We start from the raw sequence: 24,161 nt of genomic DNA, 5'->3' as shown, positions 1-24,161 counted from the left end.
GTGCCATCGTGTGCAGCGAGACAGCTCCGGCGCACTTCGAGCCACCGGAAACGGCCTTTGCCCGGGATTTCGTCATCCTCCCGTACAACCTCGTTGCATTAATGCAATCTATTACATCATCACGATTTCACACACATACACTATCATGGAAGATAGCATATAGAAATGACACTCGTCGAGTCGATAGGAGAGAATGGTGGAAGATTTCAACATCGGTGTGGATTGGACAACACCCATCTCCGAGGAAGCCCCATCCGGGAGGGACACCGAATACGACACCAAGTTTGCCGAACTCGAAACCGCGGCCATCGCCACGGCTGAGCAGCAGTACGGCGACACGGTGATCGCGGGCAAGGAGCCCGACTGGCAACTGATGCTCAAGCTCGCCAGCGAGCTGTCCGCGCAGACGCACGACCTGCGCGTGCTGCTGCCGCTCACGCGCGCGCTCACCCGGCTGCACGGGCTGCCTGGCCTGCATTACGGCATCGCCAGCGTGAACACAGTGTCACAAAATTTCTGGCAGACGCTGCATCCACAGCTCGAAATCGACGGCGAGGCCGATCCGCAGATCCGCTTCAGCGCCTTGAGCAACTTCGCCGACGTCGACGGACTGACCTCGGACATCCGCCAAAGCGTGGTGCTCAACAGCCATCTCGGCGTGTTCACGGTCAAGGACCTCGAGCGCCTTCTGGAATATGGCTCGCTCGACATCAACGGCGTGACCATCACCGATGCCCAGCTCGAGCAGATCGTGGCCGACGTGCGCAAGTCGGACGACGCTCCGATGCTCGAGTTGCCGAACCGCATCGTGGCCGAAATCAACGCCCTGCAAAAGCACTACGCCGAGCAGATGGGCTCGGAATACCAGCCCGATCTGAACATGCTGGTGCGTCCGCTGCAAAAGATCTCGACGCTTCTGGCGCAGGGTACGTCGGCGGCGACAGAAAGCACCGCAGCCCCTTCGGAAGACGCCGATGCGCCCGCAGGCGGCACGCATGCGGGCTCGGCGGTCAAGGGCGTGGGCGGCATCAACTCCCGCAAGGAGGCGGTGCGTCAGCTCGAACTGGTCAGCCGCTATCTCGAGATCAATGAGCCCACCAGCCCGGCCCCGTTTCTGATCCGCCGCGCGATGAAGTTCATGGAGATGAATTTCATGGACATCCTCAAGGAAATGGCGCCCGACGGCCTGAACCAGGCGTCGTTCATCACCGGAGTGGACCCTTCGCAGGATGCTTGAACCATGGACTCGAGTGCACGACCGCATGAGCTGCGGGCACCACGAAAGGATTTGAAATGCAGTTGCGCCTGAAAGCCCAGGCGGCCTACGCCAACGAAACGCCACCGCCCATCGAGGGCCTGTTTGACACCGCCGGTGGAACGCTTGGGCGCGACCCGCGCTGCCAGATGGTGCTGGTCGATCCGATGCGCAGAATCTCACGCATCCAGGCCCAGATCGTCTGGGAGAACAACGCGTTTCACCTGCTCAACGCGAGCACCTCCAACCCCATCTACGTGAACGGCCGCGAACTCGGCCCGGGCGGCCGCTCGGTGATCGGCGCGAAGGAAGAGTGGCGCACGGGCAACTACCTCATCGACGTCGAACAGCTGGCCAGCGCGGCGCCCACAATGGCCGAAGCAACGGTCGCCGCGCACACCGTCAGCGCAGCCGCCTCGGCGCCGCTGCAGGAAGCTATCCCGCAAACGCCCAGCCCACTCGATTCCATGGATCCGCTGGCCTCGTTCGATCCACTGCAGACTTCGGCACTGTCGCCGGTGGAGCACTCCCCGTTTCCCGAGCCGCTCATCCCTGCCCCCGCCACTGCGACGGCGGCCGAAGCTGTTCCGGCAGCCGTTCCTGCCGTTGTGCCCGCCATCACCGCAGCGCCCAACTACGCCGATTTGCCCAGCCCCGCCTCGGTGATGAAAGGCCCGTTCGATGACCTGCTCGGCGCGCCCGTGGCACCGGATGCAGCCGCCACGCCGTTCGCGCCCTCCGCCCAGACGGGCCACGAGCACCTGCCGGACGACCCGTTCGCCATGGCGTCGCTGCCGACGCCGCAGCCCATGCGTGCACCCATCCAAAACCACAGCGTCGGCGATCCCTTTGCCGACCTGATGGGTGCGCCCATCGACTCCCACATGTCGAATGCGCCAGCCCATCCCCTCCATCACGGTGGGCATGCACCCCGCGGCAGCGCTACCGCCAACGTCATTCCGGACGATTTCAATCCGCTGGCGCTCAGGGGCGTGTCGCCCCGCAACATGGACGATCCGCTCAGCGACCTGCTCAATCCGGGCAACGTCAAGGACATGTTCCCCGAGCGCTCGCTCGACGCGATCTTTCAGCCGACCGAAGGCTCCATCGACTCGATGACCGTCGACCCGCTGCAGGCCGCGCACCACCAGTCCTTCATGGACGCATCGACGCGCGTGGACCCGCTGGCCATCTTCTCCGAGGAGCGCACCGAAGACGCGCTCAACCCCGAGATGCTGTTCGGCAACCCCAACGTCCGCGAGAAGACGCAGAGCGATCACACCTCCGAGCTCGGCTCCTATTTCCGTGCGCCGCGTGCGCTGCACGATGCCTCCACAAGCGGCAGCGTTGATGATCCGCTGCAGGCGTTCTCACAAGCCCCGGCCCTGCCGGCCGATCTGGATCCGTTGGCCCCGCTCGCACCAGTCGCACCTGTCGCGCCAGTCGTCCCATTTGCGCAAAATGCACCGATCGCGCCGAACATGGTGATCGGAGGCTCTTTCGCCGACTCTCCTGCTCCCGTGGATCAGGGTCTGCATGTGACCACGACCACGACGCCGCCAGCCACGTCGCCCCAGCCGATCCACAGCCCCGCAGCGCCATCCGGGCAACCGGGCGCATCGTCCAATGCGGTGAATCTCGACGCGTTCTTTGACCTGAGCGGCGCGCCCGACAACGCTCTGATGGGATTGGATGCGGTGCCGGTGGCTGCGCCCATGGCAGCTCCGCCGGTTCAGGCGCAGGAGGCTTCGCTGACCCCGCATCCTGTCGGTGTTCCGCCAGCGCAGGTCGCCACCGAACCAACGCCCTCCCCGCCTTTGGCGCCGCTGGACGACAACGCACAGCAGCTGCTCGACGCCTTCAAGCGCGGCGCGGGGCTCAACGACTGCCGCTATCCGCAGCAGCTCACGCCCGAGATGATGTTCATGATCGGCCAGATGCTCGGCAACAGCGTGCAGGGCTGCATGGACCTGCTGAGCTCGCGTGCTGCGGCCAAGCAGGAGGTGCGCATCGCGGTCACGCTGATCAACGCCGAGGCCAACAACCCGCTCAAGTTCCTGCCCACCGGCGCCGCCGCGCTGGCGCAGATCTTCGGCCCGCGCATGCCCGGTTTTCTCAGTGGTCCGGCCGCCATCGAGAACGCCCATCTCGATCTGCGCGCGCACGAGGTCGGCATGATGGCCGGAACGCAGGCCGCCGTGCAACGGCTGTTCGAGCGCTTCGATCCGCAGGAGATCGAGCAGCAGCTCGACGCACAGGGCCGCCAGCGCACGCTGTTCGCCGCACAGCGCAGCGCGCGGCTGTGGGAGATGTATTGCAGCCGCTTCCAGTGGCTCAAGGAAGAGATGAAGAACCAGACGCCCGCGTCCTGGGGCACCGAATTCCACAGTGCCTACCAGAACGAAACGGACAGCATCGACAGAAAAGGACCCAGGAAGTGACGACCACCCCGCCAGCTTCACTCGAAGAGGATTCCGTGGCCCTGAGCCACTACTCGCGCTCGCATCAGGGCGACCGCAGCTACAACGAAGATGCCTACTGCCACGCGCGCGATGGCGAGGTCATCTCGTTCGCCGTGGCCGACGGCATGGGCGGCGCGGCGGGCGGCATGCATGCCGCGGCGCTGGCCATGGCGGCCGTGCGGCAGAACCCGCTGAGCTTCAACCCGCAAGAGTTCTCCCACCAGATCGTCGCGATCTCGGACGCGATCAAGCTCGAGCAATCGAAGAACTCCGAGCTGTCGAGCATGTGCACCACGATCGCCGAACTGCGCATCGACACCTACTCGCAGCGCGCGCTCTGGGGCCATTGGGGCGACACGCGCATCTACTGGTTTCGCGACAACGAACTGCTCACCGTGACCGAAGACCACAGCGTGGTGCAGAGCCTCGTCTCCGCCGGCCTCATGACCGAGGAGGACGCGGCCAACTACCCCAAGCGCAACGTGCTGCTCGGCGCGGCGGGCGCGAGCAGCGAGGTGGGGCCCAGCGTGCTCGACGCGCCCGTGGCGCTGGCTGACGGCGACGCGTTTCTGATCTGCACCGATGGCGTCTGGAGCATTCTCAACACCGCCTTCATCGAAGACAGCCTGGGCCGCGCGGCCAGCGTGCAGGCCTGGATCGACACCCTCATGGAAGAAGTCGAGCGCACCGGCAGCGGAGAGAACGACAACTTCACCGCCACCGGCGTATGGATCACCTCCGGTTGCGAGAAGACCATCTCGCCGGGACTCTGAGTGCAGCTCGGCCGTCAGCCACCCAGCACCTTGTAGAGATTCACCCGGCTCACCGCGTCGCTGAGCTGCAACGTGATCAGCGACTGGCGCGCGCCGTAGAGCGAGCGCTGGGCGTCGAGCGCCTGCAGATAGCTGTTTACCCCGTTGCGGTAGCGCGCGTCGGAGAGCTCGTAGCTGGTCTGTGACGCCTTGACAAGCGCGTGCTGAGCGTCAAGCTGCTCGCCAATGTGGGAGCGCACGCTCATCGCGTCGGCCACCTCGCTGAACGCGCTCTGGATGCTCTTTTCGTACTGCGCGATCTGGATGTTCTTCTGGATCTCTGCCATGTCGAGCGAAGCCTTGAGCGCACCGGCATTGAAGATCGGCAGCGAGACGTTCGGAATGAACGACCAGGTGCGCGTGCCAACGTCGAACAGATTGGACAGCGAATCACTGCCGCGCCCCGCCGAAACGGACAGCGACACCTTGGGGAAGAATGCCGCGCGCGCCGCGCCGATGTCGGCATTCGCGGCCTTGAGCGCGTGTTCGGCGGCCAGCACGTCCGGCCGTTTGAGCAGCGTGGTGGACGCGATTGAATCCGGCAGCGCCGCGAGCGCCACGCCCTCGCTGCCATCGTTGGCCATCGACGGCAGCAGGTCCTCGCCCACATGCGATCCGACCAGCAGATCGAGTGCGTGACGGGCTTGCTCGAGCGCCGTGGCGTAGCCCGCCGCATCGACGCGCGCGCTCTCCACGCTGGTCTCGACCTGACTCACGTCGACGGCCGAGGCCACGCCGAAGGCACGCTTGTTGCGCGTGAGCTCCAGCGTCTTGCGCTGGCTTGCAAGCGTCTCCTGCGCGAGCGCAAGGCGCTGCTGATACGCGCCCACGGTCAGCCAGCCGCTCGCCACTTCGGCGATCAGGCTGATGCGCGCGCTGCGGCCGGTTTCCTCAAGCGAGAGATAGCTCTCCAGCGCCTCGTTCTTCAGGCTGCGCACGCGGCCGAACAGGTCAAGCTCCCAGCTCGTGAAGCCCACGCTCAGGCCCGCCGAACGGCTGGCCTGGCCACGCATGCCACCGCTCGTGTCCGACACCGCGCTGCGCGCCGCCGTCTGGCTGGCTGTGGCCGCGATGCTCGGAAACAGGTCGGCCGACTGGATGCGGTACTGCGCCTGCGCTTTCTCCACGTTCAACAGGCTCACGCGCAGATCGCGGTTGTGGGCCACGGCCTGCTCTATCACCTGCCTGAGCCGCGCATCCACGAACACCTGCTCCCACTGCAGAGCGGGCAGCTCCTGCGCCCCATCGCCCGAACCTCCTGCATTTTCTGCATGCTCCCCGGCGCCGATGACCGATGCCACCGACAGCGCGGGCTGCACATAGTCGGGCGCCATGCTGGCGCAGCCGCCGAGCAAAAGCGCCATCGCGCAGACCACGGCGCGCATGCCGTTCTTCCTGTTTATCCTGTTCATCCTGCTGTTCATTGCGTTCATGGCTGCACCACCAGATTCTGTTCGGACGATTGTTGCGACGCACGCGGCTTGGCCTTGAACACGCTGCGCACGATCACGTAGAACAGCGGCACGAAGAAGATGCCCAGCAGCGTGGAAGCCAGCGTGCCGCCGAGCACGCCCGTGCCCAGCGAATGGCGGCCACCCGAGCCCGCGCCCTTGCTGATCACCAGCGGCAGCACGCCGAGCATGAAGGCGAATGAGGTCATCAGAATCGGGCGCAGACGCTGCTGCGCGGCATGCAGCGTGGCGTCGATCAGCGACATGCCCTGCTCCTCCTGGAGCTCCTTGGCGAACTCGACGATCAGGATGCCGTTCTTCGCCGCAAGGCCGATGGTCGCGAGCAGACCCACCTGAAAGTAGACGTCGTTGCTGAGACCGCGCATGGCCGTGAACAGCAACGCGCCGACGATGCCGATGGGAACGGCCAGCATCACCGAGAACGGGATCGACCAGCTCTCGTACAGCGCCGCAAGACACAGGAACACGAACAGCAGCGACACGGCATAGAGCAGCGGAGCCTGCGAGCCCGATTGCTGCTCCTGGAACGACAGCCCCGACCACGCGTAGCCGAAGCCGCCGGGCAGCTCCTTGACGAGGCGCGCCATCTCGGCCATGGCCTCTCCCGAGCTCACGCCCGGCGCGGCCTGACCACTGATTTCCATCGACGCCGTGCCGTTGAAGCGAGCGAGCGCGGCGGCCGCGTTGCCCCAGTTCGTGGTCGAGAACGATGCGAACGGCACCATCGCGCCACTGGCGTTGCGCACCGACCAGCGGCTCAGGTCGCCGGGCAGCATGCGCGCGTCGGCATCGCCCTGCACGTACACCTTCTTGATGCGGCCCCGGTTCACGAAATCGTTCACATAGGTGCTGCCAAGCGCGGTGGCGAGCGTGCTGTTGATGTCGCCCTGCGAGATGCCCAGCGCTCCGGCCTTGGCGTCGTCCACGTTGATGTTGAAGGTGGCGGCGTCCTCCAGACTGCCGTAGCGCACCGCCTGCACCTTGGTGCTTTTCGCCGCGAGCGCCAGCAGCTGCTGGCGCGCCGCGACCAGCGCCTCATGTCCCGCGCCATTCTGGTCGAGCAGCTGCAGCGTGAAGCCCGCGCTCTGACCCAGCCCCGGAATGCCCGAAGGCGCAATCGCGAAGATCTGCGCATCGCTGAAGCGCTGCATCATCGCCATGGTGATGCGCCGCCCGATGGCGTTCGCATCGGCCTTGCGCAGGCTCCAGTCCTTGAGACGAATGAAGCCCATGCCCGCGTTCTGTCCGCTGCCAGAGAAGCTGAAGCCCGCCACCGCCATCACCGAGTCCACCTCGGGCTGCTCACGCACATAGTCGGACACCGCATCCATCACTTTCAATGTCTGCTCCTGGGTCGATCCCGCAGGCAGCTTGATCTGAACGAACAGGGCCCCCTGGTCCTCTTCGGGCAGGAACGAGGTCGGCAGGCGCATGAACAGCAGCGCCATCGCCGCAAGAATCGCGGCGAACACGACGAGGCTGACCGTTCGGTTCTTCGTGAACCGCTTCACCCCGCCCGCATAGCCGCGCGACATGCTGTCAAAGCGTTCGTTGAACCACGAGAAGAAGCGCCCGAGCGGCCCGCGCGGCGTGACGTGGCCGCCCTTTTCGATGGGCTTGAGCATGGTGGCGCAGAGCGCCGGAGTGAGCGTCATCGCGACCAGCACCGACAGCAGCATGGCCGATGCGATCGTCACCGAGAACTGGCGATAGATCGCGCCCGTCGATCCGCCGAAGAAGGCCATCGGCAGGAACACCGCCGTGAGCACCAGGGCGATGCCGACCAGCGCGCCGGTGATCTGGCCCATGGACTTGCGCGTGGCCTCGTACGGCGAGAGACCTTCCTCGCTCATCACCCGCTCGACGTTCTCCACCACCACGATGGCATCGTCCACCAGCAGGCCGATGGCAAGCACCATCGCGAACATCGACAGCGTGTTGATCGAATAGCCGAACACCGACAGCACGCCGAACGTCCCCATGAGCACGACCGGCACCGCAATCGCGGGAATCAGCGTGACGCGCCAGTTCTGCAGGAACAGGTACATGATCGCCACCACCAGCACGATGGCCTCGAACAGTGTCTGCACCACCTCGTGGATCGAGATCTTCACGAACGGCGTGGTGCTGTGCGCGATCTTGTAGGAGAGACCGCTCGGGAAGTACGGCGAGAGCTCCTTGAGCTTGGCCTCGACCGCGTCGGACACGTTCATCGCGTTCGCACCCGAACCCAGCTCGATGCCGAGCGCGGCGGCGGGCTTGCCGTTGAACTTGCCGACCGTGGAGTACGACTGGCTGCCCAGTTCCACGCGCGCCACGTCCGACAGGCGCACCACGGCTCCGCTGCCGTCGGACTTGAGCACGATGTTCTTGAACTGCTCCACCGACTGCAGGCGATTGCGCGACTTCACCGTCGCGTTGAGCAGTTGGCCCTGCACCGCGGGCACCTCGCCGAGCGAGCCCGAGGACACGTCGGCGTTCTGCGCGTTGAGCGCGGCGGAGATGTCCGACGGCATCAGCGAGTAGGTGCGCATCTTCTCGGGATCGAGCCAGATGCGCATCGCGTACTCTGAGCCCATGACCTGCACGTTGCCCACGCCGTTCACGCGGCTGATCGGATCCTTCACCGAAGACGACATGTAGTCGGCGATGTCGGTGCCGTCCATGCTGCCGTCTTCCGAGTGGAACGCCAACACCATGAAGATGGTGCCCGAGGACTTGGTGACGGTGACGCCGGTCGCCTGCACGCTTTCGGGCAGCTTGGACTGCGCCTGCTGCAGCTTGTTCTGCACCTGCACCTGCGCGATGTCGGGATTGGTGCCCGACGCGAAGGTCAGCGTGACCTGCGCGCTGCCTGCCGACGTGCTGCTCGAGCTCATGTAGAGCAGGTTGTCGAGGCCCGTCATGTTCTGCTCGATCACCTGGGTGACAGAGTTTTCGGTGGTTTCAGCGGATGCGCCGGTGTAGGTGGCGCGGATCGACACCGAGGGCGGCGCGATGTCCGGATATTGCTCCACGGGAAGCGTGGAGATCGACAACAGGCCCGCAAGCGTGATGACGATGGCGATGACCCACGCGAAGATGGGCCGGTCGATGAAGAAGCGTGACATCGATGATCCCTCTCAACGTGCGCCGGCCGCGCTGGCAGCGTTCGCGGGGGCCTGCACCGGAGCGGCGTCCGGCTCCACGATCTTCGCTTCCTGCCCCGCGCGCGCCTTGCTCGCGCCGCCGACGATGATCCGCTCGCCCTCCTTCAGGCCGCCGGTGACCACCCACTGCTCCTTGATCGCGTCGCCGGTCTGGATCAGCCGCTCTTCGACCTTGCCCGACTCGCCCACCAGCTTGACCACGGGCTCTCCCTTGGTATTGCGCGTGACGACGCTTTGCGCGAGCAGGATCGCGCGGTCGTTCACCGCCGATGGCATCACCGCCTTCACGTAGGTGCCGGGCAGCAGCAGGCCTTCGGGATTCGGCACCATCGCGCGCAGCGAAACGTTGCCGGTGCCCGTGTCGACGGACGTGCCGATGAACTCCAGCGTTCCCTGATGGGCATAGTCGCTGCCGTCCTCGAGCACGATCTTCACCGGCACGCGGCCGTTCACCGCCTTGAGCGCGCCGCTGGCGATCTGCTTGCGCAGCGCGAGCAGCTGGGCACTGGTCTGCGTCACGTCCACATAGATGGGATCGAGCTGCTGGATGGTGCTCAGCGCGTCTGCCTGATTGGCCGTGAGCAGCGCGCCCGGCGTGAAGCTCGAGGTGCCGATGCGGCCGCTGATGGGTGCGGTCACCTTGGTGAAGTCGAGGTTGATCTGCGCCGCGCGCACCGCGGCTTTGGCCGACACGACGGCGGCCTCGTTCTGGCGCAATGTGGCGACCGCGTCGTCGCCCTCCTGCTGGCTGATGGCGTCGATCTTCACGAGATTCTGATAACGCTCGGCCTTGGGCTTGGCCGCGAGCACCGCCGCCTCGGCCTGCGCAAGCTGGCCCCGGGCGCTCTCAAGACTGGCCTCGTAGGTGCGCGGATCGATCTGGTAGAGCAGCTGCCCGGCCTTCACGTTCTGGCCCTCGGTGAACAGCCGCTTCAAGATGATGCCGCCGACCTGTGGCCGAACCTCCGACACCATGTGCGCCGCCGTGCGGCCCACGAGCGACTGCTCCATCACCAGTTGCCGCGCCACCACCGGCTGCACGCTGACCATCGCCACCGGCGCGGCGCCCGCCCCGCCCGGAGCACCGGAACCTCCCGGCCCCTGCGCCGCCTGTGGCTGCTTGCCGCAGCCCGTCACCAGCCCTGCGGTGATCAGCGCAAGCGACAAAAAAGAAAGGCGGCTGAAGTGCCGCCTGCCGGAAAAAGAGCATGCAAACGAGGCCATCTGACAGGTGTATGGATTGGAAAGCACCCATGTTCGATTGCAAATGTGCAGGAAGTATGGAATTCCCCGCGACTGCCGCGCAGGTTCCGCAGCCCGGTTGACGGGGCGCATCGCTCTGGTGCCCAATCGAGCGGTCTTCCCACTTTTCGAGCACGTTCCATGCGACTGAGACTCTCGGTCAAACTCTTTCTTGCGATTCTTGCCGCCTGCGCCGTCGTGCTCGCCATCAACGGCGTCTTCGCGCGCCACTTCTTCACCCGCGACTTTCTGGGCTATCTCAACGAGCAGGGCGTCGAGCGCATGCGCGGCGTCGCGCCGCTCGTGGGCGCGGCCTATGCCGAACATGGCGACTGGGAGTTCTTGCGCACCAACACCAGCGCCTGGTTTCACATGATGCGCCCGCCGGACGGATCGGAGCCGCCGGTGCGCGGCGTGCCTCCGGTATCGGACCAGACCGGCGCGGTGCTGCGTCTGGCGCTGTTTGACCTGCAGGGCAATCTGATCGCCGGCAACGCCAACGCCAGCATCGAGAACGACTCCACGCGCCTGCCCGTGCTGAGCGGCGGCGCGCAGGTCGGCTGGCTCGCGATGGTCCCGTTCCAGAAGGCCATCAATGCGGGCGACGTGCGCTTCTACAACGCACAGGTGCGCGCCCGCTGGGTCAACGGGGCGGCCTCGGTGCTCGTGGCCGCGCTGATCGCGCTGCTGCTCACCGGCACCCTGCTCAAGCGGCTCAAGGTGCTCACGCAGTTCGTGCACAGGCTCGCGCAAGGGGACTACTCGCAGCGCATCGCGTCGATGAACCGCGACGAGATCGACCGGCTCGCCAGCGACATCTCCCAGCTTGCCGACAAACTCGAGAACATCGAGCAGAACCGCCGCGCCTTCATGGCCGACATCTCGCACGAGCTGCGCACGCCCCTGGCCGTGCTCAAGGCGGAGCTCGAGGCGATTCAGGACGGAATCCGCCCAATGAACCTCTCCACGCTCGCACCGCTGCAAAGCGAGGTGCAGCAGCTCCACAAGCTGGTCGATGATTTCTACGACCTTGCGGTCACGCAGACCGGCCAGTTCAGCTACGAGTTCGAGAACATCGACCTCCGGCGGATCGTGCGCTCCACCGCCGCCAACCTGCAGGCGCGCGCGGCCGACAGAAGCCTCGCGCTGCAGCTGGACGCCGAAGAGGCGCCGGTCTTCATCCATGGCGACGAGAGCCGATTGCAGCAGCTCATCTCCAATCTGCTCGAGAACGCGATCCGCTACACCGATGCGGGCGGCCGCATCCGGGTGCAGATCCACGAGTCGGGCGGCGAGGCCCATGTCTGCATCGAAGACTCCTCCCCCGGCGTCGAGCCCGAGCAGCGCGAGCGCCTGTTCGACCGCTTCTACCGCGTCGAGGCCTCGCGCAACCGCGCGAGCGGCGGCAGCGGCCTGGGCCTTGCGATCTGCAGGAACATCGTCGAGTCGCACGGTGGCCGCATCCATGCCGAGGCATCGACGCTCGGCGGCCTGCGCATCGTCATCTGCATACCGCTGCAGGCACGGCACGCGGTGGTCTGAACCAGAGCATGAACATGACCAGCGACGACCAGACCACCCTCGCCGGCGACGCCCTCATCCTCATCGTCGAGGACGAACCGCGCCTCGCCTCGGTGCTGGGCGACTACCTCAAGGCCGCCGGCTTTCGCACCGAATGGATCGCCGACGGGGCGCAGGTGCTGGACGCCTACGCGCAGCGCCACCACGACCTCGTCCTGCTCGACCTGATGCTGCCCCACCGCAGTGGCGTGGACCTGTGCCGCGACCTGCGCGCGCGCAGCGAAGTGCCCATCATCATGGTGACCGCGCGCGTCGACGAGGTGGACCGCCTGCTTGGGCTGCAGGTGGGCGCGGACGACTATGTCTGCAAACCGTTCAGCCCGCGCGAGGTAGTGGCCCGCGTCACCGCCGTGCTCAGGCGCTATCGCCACTCGCCCGCGCAGATGGCGCAGGTGCTCGAGATCGATGAGGCCAACTTCGGCGCGCGGTTTCGCGGCAGGCCGCTGGACCTAACGCCGGTCGAGTTCCGCCTGCTCAGCTCGCTCGCCGCCGCGCCGCTGCGCGTGTGGTCGCGCGGCCAGCTCATGAACCGGCTCTACCCCGACCACCGCGTGGTCGTGGACCGCACCATCGACAGCCACATCAAGAACCTGCGCCGCAAGCTGCTCGACGCGGGCAGCGAGGACGAACCGATCCGCTCGGTCTACGGCGTCGGCTACCGGCTCGAGGTGCTGGACAACGGCAACTGATCAGGCAGATCCGTCGCCCGTCACTCGTCGCCCGCCGCCTGCTTTTCACTCATCCCTCGCTTCCACCGCGAGAACGCGCTCAGGCTGCTGAAGCCCAGCAGCGGCGCGATGTCCGAGAGCTTGCGGTCGCCGTAGCCCATCAGTCGCTGCGCCTGTTCCGAGCGGATCTCGTCGAGCAGCCCGGTGAACGTCGTGCCATGCGCGAGCAGCCTGCGGTGCACCGTGCGCCGGTCCACGCCCAGATGCATGGCGATCTGGTCGGCATTGCAGCGCCCCGTGGGCAGGAGCGCGGTGATCAGCTGCTCCACCTCATCGCGGAAAGTGAAGCCCTTGCCCTCCAGATCGTCATGCACCAGTTGGCGAACCTGCTGGCGCATGGCGGGGTCGGCGAAGTGCAGCGGCGCGTCCATGTCGCTCGACAGGAGCGCGATGCCGTTGTAGTCCTGCGAGAACAGCAGATTGCTGCCGAGGATGCTGCGATGCCACGACAGATTGGCGGGCGGCGGATGCATGAAGCTCACGCTGCGCGGCTGCCAGTCCTTTCCGAGCGCAAGGCACAGCGTATGGTAGAGCGCGCCCATCGCCAGCTCCACCGACTGCCGCCCCGCCCCCACCGACGGCAGCAGCAGCTGCTCGATCACCGCGACGCCGCCCGCCTCGTGAATCTGCGTGGTCAGGCTTTCGTTGTGCAGATAGAGATAGCGCGTGAGCGTGTCGAGCGCATGGCGCAGCGTGGGCTCGTCGCGCGCGAGCATGCCCACCACGCCGAACGACGACAGCCGCCGCGTGACCGACAGGCGCAGCCCGAACGCCTCTTCGCCCGACACCTCGGCCGAGAGCTCCATCAACCGCATCACCGAGGCCGCAGGAATGCGCAGCTCCGTGTTGTCGAAGCACGAGCGCGGCAGGCCCACGGCCGCGAGCATGTCGAGCGGCACGAGTCCCACGCTGGTGGCCAGATCGGCGTAGTGGGTGAGGCTGGCGCTGCGCATCAGGGCGGTCATAGAGGTTTTCCCTTGGTGTCCCAAAAGGACAAATCAGTGTCCCGAAACGTCAAACACCAACGCGACTATATCCCTAAATTCAGGGCCATCGGAGACCGCTTCCAACACGTTCGCCAAGCGGCCTTCATCCACCAAGCAATCGACCCTTTTGAAAGGCACACCATGAACTTCCTCGACGGCCACCTGTTCCCCGAAAACCAGCAACCGCTGATCATCACCGCCGCGCCCTACGCGCCCTCGTGGATGCCCGACGACTTCCCCGGCGAAATCGCGGTCACGATGGAAGAGCAGATCCAAAAGGCGGTCGACTGCTACAACGCCGGCGCGCAGGTGCTGCACCTGCATGTGCGCGAGCTCGACGGTCGCGGCAGCAAGCGCCTGTCCAAGTTCAACGAGCTGATCGCAGGCGTGCGCGCCCGCGTGCCCGAGATGATCATCCAGGTGGGCGGCTCGATCAGCTTCGCTCCCGAGACCGACGGCGCCGCCGCCAAGTGGCTCTCGGACGACACGCGCCACATGCTGGCAGAGCTCGATCCCAAGCCCGACCAGGTCACCGTGACGGTCAACACCTCGCAGATGAACATCCTTGAGCAGTTCGACGCGCGCGACATCAAGGGCACGTCGATGGAAGACCCCGCCGTCTTCAACGCCTACAAGGAAATGACCGTTCCCGCACAGCCGGGCTGGGCCGAAGAGCACATCCGCCGCCTGACGGAAGCGGGCATCCAGAGCGCCTTCCAGTGCTACAACATCAACAGCTTTGAATCGGTCGAGCGCCTGATGCGCCGCGGCATCTACAAGGGTCCGCTGGTCATGAACTGGGTGGCCATCGGCGGCGGCATGGATGCGCCGAGCATCTACAGCCTGGCCAACTTCGTGCGTGCCGTGCCGGACGGCGCGATCCTCACGGTCGAGGCCTCGGTGCTCAACGTGCTGCCGATCAACATGATGGGCATCGCCATGGGCCTGCACGTGCGCTGCGGCACCGAAGACAACCTCTGGAACCAGACCCGCACCGAAAAGATGGGCACCGTCGCGCAAATCGAGCAGCTGGTGCGCATCGCCAAGGAGTGCAGCCGCCCCATCGCGACCCCTGCGCAAGCGCGCGAGATGTGCCAGATCGGCGTGTTCTACGACACCACCGAAGAATCGCTCGAGAAGAACGGCTTCGCACCGAACCGCAATGGCGGCCAGCAGGGCTTCCTGCGCAAGGTGGCCTGAGTTTCGCGGTGGCTGAACGCCACCTGAAAGCCTGAGAAAAACGAAAAAAAGCAGAAACGCGCGCGCAGGGCTCGATTGCAAGCCCTGCGCCGCGCATTCCGAAAGAGACAAATGCATTCCACAGCTCCCCTCCTCACACGCCGCGCCTGCATTCCCATCGTGTTCGGTGCGCTGCTCTCGGCCCTGCCCGCAGCGCAGGCGCTGGCCGACAGTGCCTGGCCCAGCAAGCCGATACGCCTCATCGTGCCCGCGCCCGCAGGGGGCGCCTCCGACATGATCGCGCGCACCATCGCCGAGAGCCTGCGCCAGGATCTCAAGCAAACCGTCATCGTCGAGAACAAGCCCGGCGCGGGCGGCATCATCGCGGTCGAAACCATGCTCGGCTCGCGCGATGGCTACACCTTCGTGCTCTCGCCCAACTCGCTGGTGACCGAGGGCCCGCACAGCTACAAGTTCCGCTTCGATCCGTTCAAGGACCTCGCGCCCGTGGCCGAGGTCGCGAGCGTGCCGCTGGTGCTCGTGGCCGATCCGAAACTGCCGGTGAAGAACGTCGCCGAGATGGTGGCCTATGTGAAGGCGCGGCCCGGCAAGGTGTCGTATGCCTCGTACAGCCCCGGCACGCTCTCGCACATCAAGGGCATGCAGTTCAACAAGGCCGCCGGGCTCGACATGGAGCACGTGGGCTACAAGGGCTCGCCACCCGCGCTCACCGACGTGATGGGCGGACAGATCCAATTCATGTTCGACGGCATGGGCACGGCCCTGCCGCTGTTCAAGACCGGCAAGGTTCGCGCGCTGGCCGTCACCTCGCCCGAACGCTCGCCCTTCATGCCCGACGTGCCGACGCTGGCCGAGGTTGGCTATCCGAATCTCAGCCAGATCATGGGCACCTCGGTCTGGTCCACGCCCGACATTTCCATCGACGTGCGCAAGCGCCTGCAGCAGGAGCTGCTCAAGGCCGTGGCCTCCACATCGGTCAAGAGCCAGCTCTCGGCGCTTGGCATGGACGCGGGCAAGCCCCAGCAGTCCATGAGCGAGCTCGCCGAATTCCTCAAGCGCGAAAACGAACGCACCGGCCAGTCCCTGCGCGCCATGAACTACCAGCCCTGACCCGACACCCCATGACCGAACCCAAGCACAATCCCCCCGCCACCCCCATCAGCGACCGCCTGCGCGAGAGCGGCTACTGGAATCCCGAGTGGAACAGCTTCACCGAGCTCGACCCCGTGTGGACCGAAAAATTCCTCGACATGGCCATGCACCCCATGACCAAGGGCCTCATCGAGCCCAAGGTCTGGGAATTCATCTCCATCGCGGTCGACGCTTCCTGCACCCACATGTACGGTCCAGGCACGCGCCGCCATATCCGCCGCGCGCTTGAGCTCGGCGCGACCAAGGAAGAGATCGCCGCCGTGCTGCAGGGCGTGAGCGTGCTCGGCCTGCATGCCAACAGCATGGGTGCGCCGATGCTGCTCGAAGAAGTCGCGCGTTTCGAAGCGAACGCCAGCACGAGCGGCACGGACCAGCCCTCCCGCTGAACCCGTATTTCAGCACTCAGAGAAATCATCATCGTCATGAACACAGCATTTGAAAATCAGGTGGTGCTCGTCACCGGAGCCACCGCCGGCATCGGCCGCGCCGCCGCCATCGCGTTTGCGCGCGCGGGCGCCAGGCTCGTCGTGAGCGGCCGCAACGAAGCGGCCGGCGCACAGTTGCAGGCCGAGCTGCAAGGCTTGGGCGCACAAGCGCATTTCGTGCGCGCCGACGTGGCCGACGAGGCCCAGGTCGCGCACCTCGTTGACCAATGCGTGCAGCGCTTCGGCCGCCTCGACGCAGCGGTCAACAGCGCGGGCCTCGAAGGCGCGCGCGGCTCCATCATGGAGCAGACGGTGGAGAACTACACCGCCGCCTTCAACGCCAACGCGCTCGGCACCTTCCTGTGCCTCAAGCATGAAATGCGCGTGATGAGCGCCCAGAAATCCGGCTCCATCGTCAACCTCTCGTCCACCATGGGCAGCCGCGGCAACGCGCTCGCGCCGATGTACGTGGCGAGCAAGCACGCCATCGAGGGCTTCACCAAATCCGTCGCGCTCGAGGCCTGCCAGCACGGCGTGCGCGTCAACGCCGTCGCGCCCGGCCCCATTGCCACCGAGATGCTCGACCGCATCGCGGGCGGCGCGCAGAACATTCCGATGGTCGCAAGCACCATTCCGATGAACCGCATCGGCACGCCCGACGAAGTGGCCGACGCGATTCTCTACCTCGCATCGAAGCACGCGAGCTACATCACCGGCCAGATCCTGCACGTCAACGGCGGCAAGACCGCCATGTGAGCGGCCACGCAGTCACACCCATCATCCCAAGGAAATCCATGGCCGCACCCCAGAAGAAAGTGATCGTCACCTGCGCGATCACCGGAGGCATCCACACGCCCTCCATGTCGCCCCACCTGCCGATCACCCCCAAGCAGATCGAGGACGAAGCCGTCGCCGCCGCCGAAGCAGGCGCCTCCATCGTCCACCTGCACGCGCGCAACCCAGAGACCGGGCAGCCCTCGCAGGACCCGGCGCTGTTCCGCCAGTTCCTGCCGCAGATCGCCGCGCGCTCGGACGTCATCATCAACCTCACCACCGGCGGCGCGCCCAACATGCTGGTGGAAGAGCGCCTGCAGCCCGCGCTCGAGCTCAAGCCCGAGATCGCCTCGCTCAACATGGGTTCGATGAACTTCGGTCTCTATCCCATGCTCGCGCGCCAGAAGGAGTTCAAGCACGACTGGGAGCGCCCCTATCTCGAAGGCTCGGAAGACCGCGTGTTCCGCAACACCTTCAAGGAGATCCGCTACATCCTCGAATCCTGCGCCGACAACGGCACGCGTTTCGAAATCGAGTGCTACGACACCAGCCATCTCTACACCGCCGCGCACTTCATCGACCGGGGCATATTGAAGCCACCGTTCTTCATCCAGTCCGTCTTCGGCCTGCTCGGCGGCATCGGCACCCACCCCGAGGACGTGCAGCACATGCGCCGCACGGCAGAGCGCCTGTTCGGCAGCGACTACTACTGGTCCGTCCTCGGCGCAGGCCGCAGCCAGATGCCGCTGGCCACCATGTCGGCCACCATGGGCGGCAACGTGCGCGTGGGCCTCGAAGACTCGCTCTGGGACGGCCCCGGCCAGCTCGCCACCAGCAACGCCCAGCAGGTGCGGCGCGTCGTGGACATTCTTCGTTCGCTCAACCTGCAGGTCGCCACGCCGGATGAAACGCGGGAAATGCTCAAACTCAAGGGCAAGAACGCCGTAGCGTTTTGATTTCGCCGCTGCGCAGATGACAAAGGCCGCCGGAATGGCTTGTTCCGGTGGCCTTTTTCATGAGCCTTGCCGCTGCTGTCAGGTGCAGCGCTCGCGTTCATCGAGAGCACGCATCGGCGTCAAGAACCCGTCCGAGATCGCTTTTCGGGGCGCGCAAGCCCCGTCCCCGCCGTCGCGGGCAACGCGGCGAATTCACCCACGCTCGCGGCCCGCATCAGCCGCTGGAACACCGGGCAGTCGAGATGGCTGCTCTCGGGGCATTCGGCGGCATGGCGCAGACCGTCGCGCACGGCCTTCAGCTGGCGAATGTTCCGGTCGAGCTCATCCGCCTTCGCGAGCAGCATGCCGCGATCCACGCGCGGTCCTGCACCGTCCGCATGCAGCATCACGCCGATCTCTTGCAACGAAAATCCCGCAGCCCGCCCAAGCGCGATCAGCGCCAGCCGCTCCATGACATCCGCGCCGAAGACCCGCTGGCGCGCGTCGCGGCCAACCGATCGGATCAGCCCCTTCTCCTCATAGAACCGCAAAGTCGCGGCCGTCAGCCCCGATCGTCTGGATACTTCGGAAATATTCATGCGATGCCCCGTTGTTTCGCTTGCGCTCAAGTCGACTTGAGCTTCTACAGTCAAACCGAACTGTAGTTGGACACAGTTATACGGAGCTTTCATGAGTGATTGGAAAGGCTGGGCCGAAGCCTTCATCGTCGGCATCGGCGCAACCGCGTTGATGGACCTCTGGTCCTGGGCCCTGCGCCGCATCGGCATCCCCACGCTGGACTACGCAATGCTCGGGCGCTGGTGCGGACATTGGAAAACTGGCATCTGGTTCCACGCGCCGATCCAGAAATCACCACCGACACGGTATGAAAGGCCCATGGGCTGGGCGCTGCACTACCTGACCGGAATCGCCTTCGCCGCCCTCTGGCTCGCCCTCGCCGGAGAGTCACCGGGCGTGGCCTCCGCCCTGCTCTTCGGCGCCATCACCGTGCTCGTGCCATGGCTGCTGCTGCAGCCCGCACTGGGCGCAGGCATCGCCTCATCACGCACCGCGCGGCCATGGATGAGCAGAACGGTCGGGGGGCTCACGCATCTGGTGTTCGGGATGGGGATGTGGCTGGCGTTGTGGATGTGCTCGATGGCGAAATGATGCAGCTCCACAAAAGAGCTGCACTGAAGTCTTGTCACAAGGCCCGATCAGTCACCGCGCGCTCCGCCGTTGCGCAGGCGCGTGGCACCCATCGCGGCCGTCCCGCCCGCTCAAGCGTGGGCCTTGGTGAAGCCGCTCACCTTGCCCTGGCTTGAACCATCGATCGCAGCGGGTTCAATCTCGGCATCCGCCTGCTCCAGCATCTGCGCCGCGAGTGCGGCGTCGGCTTCGTAGTGGCGCGATGCCTTCCAGTAGAAGAACGAGGCGAAGAAGCCGGCTGCGGGGATCACGGTGAGCGCGGTCTGCAGGCTCCAGTGGTCGGAGATCACGCCACCGAGAAAGGGTCCTATCGCGAGGCCGAACAGGTTGATCGCGAAGGCGTGGACCGCCGCACCGGTGGAGCGCAGGCCGGGATGCGTGACGTCGAGGATCGCGCTGACGGAGACGCCTACGGTGCAGGTCATCATCGAACCACCCGCAAGAATCAGCACGAACTGCGCCATCTGCGTGAGCGGCAGCGTGAAGGCGGCGATGAATAGCGCGGCAGTGACCAGGGTGGTGATGCTGAGCAGCGCCAGCTTGCGCGAGCCACGGCGGCGGCTCACGCGGTCGGCCACGGCACCCCAGAACAGCGCGCCGAATGCGCCGATCAGCACCAGCACGGCTGCGTACTTGGCGGCGGTGACCACCGGCATGCCGTGATAGCGGTTGAAGAAGCTGGGCATCCACGACCACATGGCGGAGACGACGATCATCTGGAACGAGCCCGCGACACAGAGAATCCACATGGTCGGGCCGCGGCTCAGAGTGCGCAGCAGGCGCGCGATCTTTTCCTTGCCACCGCCGCTTTTGATCGAGGGCGTCATCTTGACGATCACGTTCTTGTAGTCAGGCACGAGCAGAAAGGCCAACGCCATGATGAGCCCCGGAAAGCCCACCGCGCCGAAGGCCGCGCGCCAGCCCCAGTGCTCGGCGATGACGCCGCCCAACACCACGCCGAGCACGGCGCCCACCGAGCTGGCGGCGAAGAACGCGCCGAGCAGCGTGGCGTGCAGACGCTTGGGGAACAAGGCGCTGATGAGCGCCGAGCCGACCGAGCCATAACCGGTCTCGCCCACGCCGACGACGGCGCGCGCGGCGAACAGCTGGCCGTAGTTGCGCGCGAACATGCAGGCTATGGTCGCGCAGCTCCAGATCGAGGCCATCACGAAGATGCTTTTGACGCGGCCGAAGCGGTCGGCCAGCATGGCGACGGGGATGCTCCCCAGCGCGACGACGATCGAGATCACCGAGACCAGACCGCCGAGCTGCTTGTCCGACAGGCCCCACTCCTCCTTGAGGTGCGGGAACAGCGAGACGATGATCTGGCGGTCGATGTAGTCGGACATCATCAGCAGAAAGATCATGGCGAAGGCGAACCAGGCCCGTGGGCGGCTGACGCTGTTTTCGAGCCTGACAGCGGACTCGTCCTGTGCGTGGGTGGTAATCATGAAAGTCTCCGTCCCTTGGAGGGGGTTGGTCACGGCCCCTGTCATCCGCCACGTCGCCCGGTTGGAATTCCGGGCGCCGGGTGGCCGATGATCGTCGGTCTACCGTGATGATGATTCAAATCGGCGTTCGTGTCGCGTTGCCCGCAAAGCCACTCAGAACGTGTGGCGCACGCCCGCCATGTAGGCGCGGACGTTGCGGTCCGCAGCCACGGGCGTGGCGTACATCGGGCTCATGGCCATGTTGTCGCCCTTGTTGGTCACGTAGGCACCCTGCAGGTAGAGCCAGGTGCGGCGCGACAGCAGGTATTCGGCACCCATGACAAACTGGGTCGCCTTGTGGCCGTCGTTCTTGTTGTCGCGAACGTAGTAGTAACCGGCCAGCAGGTTGAGCTGCGGCATGGGCTTCCAGCCAAGGCCGAAGTTCAGCATGTCGAGGCTGTCGGAGCCGCCGGGCATCACCACGTGCGAGGGGTTGCGCGCCGCGTAGTACTGGCCACCGACGGTCCAGGCGCCTGTGCTGTAGAGCGCGCCTGCCGCGTAGAGCCGGTTGGTGTTCGCCGTGGGCGAGAAGCCCGCAGCTTCGGCCGCGCGCGTACCGGCAGCGGCGTTGCCGCCGGCGGCCGCCGTGTGCAGCGCGACGGCCGTGCCGTAGTTGTTGCCGTAGCCGTTGTAGTACAGCGCCGAGAGCTTGAGGCCGCCGTTGGTATAGAGCGCCGTCACCGACTGTTGGGAGTTGCCTTTGCCGCGCCCTTCGCCGAAGGAGTAGGCGAAATCGAGCTTGAGGTTGTTCCACACGGGGGCGGTGTAGACCAGCGTGTTGTCGTCGTATATGGTGCCGAAGGCGACGTTGGAGTTGTTGCCGATCCAGGACTTGCTGGCCGCGTTCATCGACACCAGCGCGGTGAGCGTGGAGCCGAAGTAGCGCATGCCGCGCACGTCGGTGTGCATCATCGCCCAAGCGGCGGGCGAGAACTGGCGGCCGAGCTTGATCTCGCCGAAGCTGCCCGACAGGCCCACGGTCGACATCTGGTTGAAGAACGAGGTGGTCGCGCTCGAGTTGGGGCCGCCCGCCGTGCCGTTGGCGAGGTTGAGGTTGCCGTGCAGATGGAAGGTGGCCTTCATGCCGCCGCCCAGATCTTCGACGCCCTTGAAGCCGATGTTGCTCGCGCCGAGCCCGCCGTCCTTTGCACGGGTGTCGGTGGTGTCATGCGCGCTGGTGGGCAGATAGCCGGTGCCGCGGCTGTAGTTGGACATGTTGAGCAGGCCCATGTCCATGGCGCCGGTGATCGTCACGCTGCTCTGCGCCCATGCGGGCATGGCGGACAGGCACAGTGCGGACAGGGCTGTCGCCGTGGTCAGGGCCAGCGGGCCGCTCCATTGTTTTGCTTTCAAGTTGTCTCCTGGATGGATCTTTTGAGGGTCTTGTCTTGCGCTGCGGGCATTGCTCTGGAGCGCCGCATCGCTGACCGCAGTGTCACTTTCCGGCCGCTTCCGGTTTCGGCTTTTGGCGCCATTGATTTCTCTATCCGCGCCACTAGGGGATTCCGATAGGTTGTCGTAACCCGATGTTTTTGAAGGATTTTTCAGAAATTCGAGTAACTCACCCAGCAACGACGAAAGGCCCGTCGGAGCAAACTCCGACAGGCCAGATCGCGATGTGGATTCAGCGTTTAGATCGCCTGGGGAGGCGACGCGCGAAGCTGCTTCTTGTTGACCTTGCCAACGCTGGTCTTGGGGATCTCCGCGACAAAGCAGATGCGCTCGATCTCGGGCACGGCATAGGCGCTCAAGCGGCGCGCGCTCACGTGGCCGAGCAGGTGCTCGCGCACCGCCTGCGCACTGACCTCGCCTTTGGCCACCACATAGGCCATGGGGCGCTCGCCCCATTTCGCATCGGGCACGCCGATCACGGCGGCCTCCTGCACGCCGGGCACCTGGGTGATGAGGCCTTCGACCTCGATGGACGAGACCCACTCGCCACCGGTCTTGATGACGTCCTTCAGGCGGTCCACGATCTGCACCACGCCGTCGGCGTGCATCACCGCGATGTCCTGCGTGTGCAGATAACCTCCGTGCCAGAGCTCTTCGGACGCCTCGGGTTTCTTGAAGTACAGCGGCGTGAGCGCGGGCGAGCGCAGCACGATCTCGCCGCGCGTGACGCCGTCGCGCGGCACGTCCTGCATGTTCTCGTCGACCACGCGGAAGTCCACCATCAGCGAGGGACGGCCCGTGGAGCAGCGCAGCTTGAGGCCATCCTGCGCGGACAGCGGCTCGGCCTGCACCGGCGCGAGCGCAAGCGAGACGACCGGGCCGGTCTCCGACATGCCATAGCCCGCGAACACGTCCATGCCCTTGGCGAGCGCAGCCTCGCAGAGACCCGGCGGCAGCGCCGAGCCGCCGATGATGACCTTCCAGCCCGAAAGATCCTGTCCCGATTTTTCCGCGCCGCTCACCAGCATCTGCAGGATCGTCGGCACGCAATGCGAGAACGTGACCTTCTCGGTCTCGCGCAGTTTGAGCAGCACCTCGGGCAGATAGCGGCCCGGCAGCACGGTGCGCAGGCCGAGCAGGATGGTGATGTACGGAAAGCCCCAGCCCAGCACGTGGAACATCGGCGTGATGGGCATGTAGACATCGGCCGTGGACAGGCGCTGCGAGCCGCCGGGCGAGCACACGCTGAGCGCCGTCGCCATCGCGTGCAGCACGATGTGGCGGTGGCTGTAGCACACGCCCTTCGGGTCGCCCGTGGTGCCGGTCGTGTAGAAGGTCACGGCCTTGGCGTTCTCGTCGAGCTCGGGGAAGTCGAACGCCGCGCTCGCCTTGGTGACCAGCGCCTCGTATTCACCGGCCAAGGCCAGCGTGCTCTCGACCGGCTGGCCGTCGTCCGACAGCACGATGATGGTCTTGAGCTTGGGCATCTGGTCGCGGATCTGCTCGATGACCGCAAGGAAGTCGGTGTGCACCAGCAGCACCTCGGCATCGGAGTCATTGAGCGTGTAGAGAATCTGCGCGGGCGAGAGGCGCACGTTCACGGTGAACAGCGTGGCGCCCATCATCGGAATGCCGAAGTAGGACTCGAGATAGCGGTGGCTGTCCCAGTCCATCACGGCCACGGTCGTGCCCGGGCGCGTGCCAAGCGACGTGAGCGCGTTGGCGAGCTGGCCGATGCGGCGGTTGAAATCGCGGTAGCGGTAGCGCATCTCGCCGCGGTAGGTGATCTCCTGATCGCCATGCAGGCTCATGGAGTTGAGCAGCAGCTGCTTGATCAGCAAGGGATAGGTGTAGGCCGATGCGGTGGGCACCAGCAGGTTGTCGGATGGGTTCATTG

The 24,161-nt window shown here is 65.6% G+C and carries 19 protein-coding genes; 11 read left to right on the top strand and 8 right to left on the bottom strand.

What is annotated here, in order from left to right:
* The first annotated feature begins 193 nt into the window (after positions 1-193).
* Genes tssA through ISG32_RS16755 form a run of 3 tightly spaced genes read left to right on the top strand, consistent with a single transcriptional unit; the run spans position 194 to position 4,490 of the window.
* Positions 194-1,237, top strand: a complete 1,044-nt coding sequence (gene tssA / locus ISG32_RS16765) for a type VI secretion system protein TssA (protein ID WP_194772159.1) — start codon at positions 194-196, stop codon at positions 1,235-1,237.
* 56 nt (positions 1,238-1,293) lie between these two features.
* Positions 1,294-3,696, top strand: a complete 2,403-nt coding sequence (gene tagH / locus ISG32_RS16760; RefSeq protein ID WP_194772158.1) for a type VI secretion system-associated FHA domain protein TagH — start codon at positions 1,294-1,296, stop codon at positions 3,694-3,696.
* Positions 3,693-4,490, top strand: coding sequence for a PP2C family protein-serine/threonine phosphatase (locus ISG32_RS16755; RefSeq protein WP_194772157.1), 798 nt, complete (start codon positions 3,693-3,695; stop codon positions 4,488-4,490). The genes tagH and ISG32_RS16755 overlap by 4 nt, the downstream gene beginning before the upstream one ends.
* A gap of 14 nt (positions 4,491-4,504) precedes the next feature.
* Here ISG32_RS16755 and ISG32_RS16750 read toward each other — a convergent pair whose 3' ends face one another.
* The 3 genes from ISG32_RS16750 to ISG32_RS16740 are packed head-to-tail and all read right to left on the bottom strand — an operon-like array spanning position 4,505 to position 10,317.
* Positions 4,505-5,941: an efflux transporter outer membrane subunit gene (locus ISG32_RS16750; RefSeq protein ID WP_228529879.1), complete on the bottom strand. Its 1,437-nt coding sequence runs from the start codon at positions 5,939-5,941 to the stop codon at positions 4,505-4,507.
* A gap of 17 nt (positions 5,942-5,958) precedes the next feature.
* Positions 5,959-9,111 (bottom strand): efflux RND transporter permease subunit, encoded by a 3,153-nt coding sequence (locus ISG32_RS16745; protein WP_194772156.1) that lies wholly within the window; start codon positions 9,109-9,111, stop codon positions 5,959-5,961.
* Between the two features lie 12 nt (positions 9,112-9,123).
* Complete coding sequence (locus tag ISG32_RS16740; RefSeq protein ID WP_228529878.1) at positions 9,124-10,317, bottom strand: efflux RND transporter periplasmic adaptor subunit; 1,194 nt, start codon at positions 10,315-10,317, stop codon at positions 9,124-9,126.
* 216 nt (positions 10,318-10,533) lie between these two features.
* On the opposite strand from ISG32_RS16740, the gene ISG32_RS16735 reads away from it, so the two are divergent.
* Positions 10,534-11,934, top strand: a complete 1,401-nt coding sequence (locus ISG32_RS16735; RefSeq protein ID WP_194772155.1) for an ATP-binding protein — start codon at positions 10,534-10,536, stop codon at positions 11,932-11,934.
* An 8-nt stretch (positions 11,935-11,942) separates the two neighbouring features.
* Complete coding sequence (locus ISG32_RS16730; protein ID WP_228529877.1) at positions 11,943-12,662, top strand: response regulator; 720 nt, start codon at positions 11,943-11,945, stop codon at positions 12,660-12,662.
* Between the two features lie 20 nt (positions 12,663-12,682).
* On the opposite strand, the gene ISG32_RS16725 is transcribed toward ISG32_RS16730, so the two are convergent.
* Positions 12,683-13,666 (bottom strand): AraC family transcriptional regulator, encoded by a 984-nt coding sequence (locus ISG32_RS16725; protein WP_194772154.1) that lies wholly within the window; start codon positions 13,664-13,666, stop codon positions 12,683-12,685.
* Between the two features lie 162 nt (positions 13,667-13,828).
* Here ISG32_RS16725 and ISG32_RS16720 point away from each other — a divergent pair, with 162 nt between their 5' ends.
* From ISG32_RS16720 to ISG32_RS16700, 5 genes are all read left to right on the top strand, one after another.
* On the top strand, positions 13,829-14,887 hold the full coding sequence (locus ISG32_RS16720) for a BKACE family enzyme (protein WP_166302775.1): 1,059 nt from the start codon (positions 13,829-13,831) through the stop codon (positions 14,885-14,887).
* Between the two features lie 111 nt (positions 14,888-14,998).
* Positions 14,999-15,997 carry a Bug family tripartite tricarboxylate transporter substrate binding protein gene (locus tag ISG32_RS16715; protein WP_194772153.1) on the top strand — a complete coding sequence of 333 codons (999 nt, stop codon included), beginning with the start codon at positions 14,999-15,001 and terminating at the stop codon, positions 15,995-15,997.
* A gap of 11 nt (positions 15,998-16,008) precedes the next feature.
* Positions 16,009-16,425 (top strand): carboxymuconolactone decarboxylase family protein, encoded by a 417-nt coding sequence (locus ISG32_RS16710; protein WP_194772152.1) that lies wholly within the window; start codon positions 16,009-16,011, stop codon positions 16,423-16,425.
* Positions 16,426-16,461: 36 nt separating this feature from the next.
* Positions 16,462-17,220: an SDR family NAD(P)-dependent oxidoreductase gene (locus tag ISG32_RS16705; RefSeq protein ID WP_194772151.1), complete on the top strand. Its 759-nt coding sequence runs from the start codon at positions 16,462-16,464 to the stop codon at positions 17,218-17,220.
* A 38-nt stretch (positions 17,221-17,258) separates the two neighbouring features.
* Positions 17,259-18,194, top strand: a complete 936-nt coding sequence (locus ISG32_RS16700) for a BKACE family enzyme (RefSeq protein ID WP_194772150.1) — start codon at positions 17,259-17,261, stop codon at positions 18,192-18,194.
* A 119-nt stretch (positions 18,195-18,313) separates the two neighbouring features.
* Here the strand turns inward: ISG32_RS16700 and ISG32_RS16695 are convergent, their stop codons facing one another.
* Complete coding sequence (locus ISG32_RS16695) at positions 18,314-18,772, bottom strand: helix-turn-helix domain-containing protein (RefSeq protein WP_194772149.1); 459 nt, start codon at positions 18,770-18,772, stop codon at positions 18,314-18,316.
* Positions 18,773-18,863: 91 nt separating this feature from the next.
* Between ISG32_RS16695 and ISG32_RS16690 the strand changes: the two genes are divergently transcribed.
* Positions 18,864-19,343, top strand: a complete 480-nt coding sequence (locus tag ISG32_RS16690) for a DUF2938 family protein (RefSeq protein WP_194772148.1) — start codon at positions 18,864-18,866, stop codon at positions 19,341-19,343.
* 110 nt (positions 19,344-19,453) lie between these two features.
* Here ISG32_RS16690 and ISG32_RS16685 read toward each other — a convergent pair whose 3' ends face one another.
* From ISG32_RS16685 to ISG32_RS16675, 3 genes are all read right to left on the bottom strand, one after another.
* On the bottom strand, positions 19,454-20,833 hold the full coding sequence (locus ISG32_RS16685; protein ID WP_194772147.1) for a spinster family MFS transporter: 1,380 nt from the start codon (positions 20,831-20,833) through the stop codon (positions 19,454-19,456).
* Positions 20,834-20,986: 153 nt separating this feature from the next.
* Positions 20,987-22,225: a porin gene (locus tag ISG32_RS16680; RefSeq protein WP_194772146.1), complete on the bottom strand. Its 1,239-nt coding sequence runs from the start codon at positions 22,223-22,225 to the stop codon at positions 20,987-20,989.
* A gap of 278 nt (positions 22,226-22,503) precedes the next feature.
* On the bottom strand, positions 22,504-24,159 hold the full coding sequence (locus ISG32_RS16675) for a fatty acid--CoA ligase (RefSeq protein ID WP_194772145.1): 1,656 nt from the start codon (positions 24,157-24,159) through the stop codon (positions 22,504-22,506).
* Positions 24,160-24,161: the final 2 nt, after the last annotated feature.

Origin of the sequence: Diaphorobacter caeni, assembly GCF_015354245.1 — a bacterium.
Classification (GTDB): Bacteria; Pseudomonadota; Gammaproteobacteria; order Burkholderiales; family Burkholderiaceae_C; genus Diaphorobacter_A; species Diaphorobacter_A caeni.
This window is presented reverse-complemented; position numbering and strand designations above follow the sequence as displayed.

What these genes read in the sequence shown, in the direction of transcription:
- tssA (WP_194772159.1), top strand. Translation starts at nt 194, where the DNA reads ATGGTGGAAGATTTCAACATCGGTGTGGATTGGACAACACCCATCTCC.
- tagH (WP_194772158.1), top strand. Translation starts at nt 1,294, where the DNA reads ATGCAGTTGCGCCTGAAAGCCCAGGCGGCCTACGCCAACGAAACGCCA.
- ISG32_RS16750 (WP_228529879.1), bottom strand. Translation starts at nt 5,941, where the DNA reads ATGAACAGGATAAACAGGAAGAACGGCATGCGCGCCGTGGTCTGCGCG.
- ISG32_RS16745 (WP_194772156.1), bottom strand. Translation starts at nt 9,111, where the DNA reads ATGTCACGCTTCTTCATCGACCGGCCCATCTTCGCGTGGGTCATCGCC.
- ISG32_RS16735 (WP_194772155.1), top strand. Translation starts at nt 10,534, where the DNA reads ATGCGACTGAGACTCTCGGTCAAACTCTTTCTTGCGATTCTTGCCGCC.
- ISG32_RS16730 (WP_228529877.1), top strand. Translation starts at nt 11,943, where the DNA reads ATGAACATGACCAGCGACGACCAGACCACCCTCGCCGGCGACGCCCTC.
- ISG32_RS16725 (WP_194772154.1), bottom strand. Translation starts at nt 13,666, where the DNA reads ATGACCGCCCTGATGCGCAGCGCCAGCCTCACCCACTACGCCGATCTG.
- ISG32_RS16720 (WP_166302775.1), top strand. Translation starts at nt 13,829, where the DNA reads ATGAACTTCCTCGACGGCCACCTGTTCCCCGAAAACCAGCAACCGCTG.
- ISG32_RS16715 (WP_194772153.1), top strand. Translation starts at nt 14,999, where the DNA reads ATGCATTCCACAGCTCCCCTCCTCACACGCCGCGCCTGCATTCCCATC.
- ISG32_RS16710 (WP_194772152.1), top strand. Translation starts at nt 16,009, where the DNA reads ATGACCGAACCCAAGCACAATCCCCCCGCCACCCCCATCAGCGACCGC.
- ISG32_RS16705 (WP_194772151.1), top strand. Translation starts at nt 16,462, where the DNA reads ATGAACACAGCATTTGAAAATCAGGTGGTGCTCGTCACCGGAGCCACC.
- ISG32_RS16700 (WP_194772150.1), top strand. Translation starts at nt 17,259, where the DNA reads ATGGCCGCACCCCAGAAGAAAGTGATCGTCACCTGCGCGATCACCGGA.
- ISG32_RS16695 (WP_194772149.1), bottom strand. Translation starts at nt 18,772, where the DNA reads ATGAATATTTCCGAAGTATCCAGACGATCGGGGCTGACGGCCGCGACT.
- ISG32_RS16690 (WP_194772148.1), top strand. Translation starts at nt 18,864, where the DNA reads ATGAGTGATTGGAAAGGCTGGGCCGAAGCCTTCATCGTCGGCATCGGC.
- ISG32_RS16685 (WP_194772147.1), bottom strand. Translation starts at nt 20,833, where the DNA reads ATGATTACCACCCACGCACAGGACGAGTCCGCTGTCAGGCTCGAAAAC.
- ISG32_RS16675 (WP_194772145.1), bottom strand. Translation starts at nt 24,159, where the DNA reads ATGAACCCATCCGACAACCTGCTGGTGCCCACCGCATCGGCCTACACC.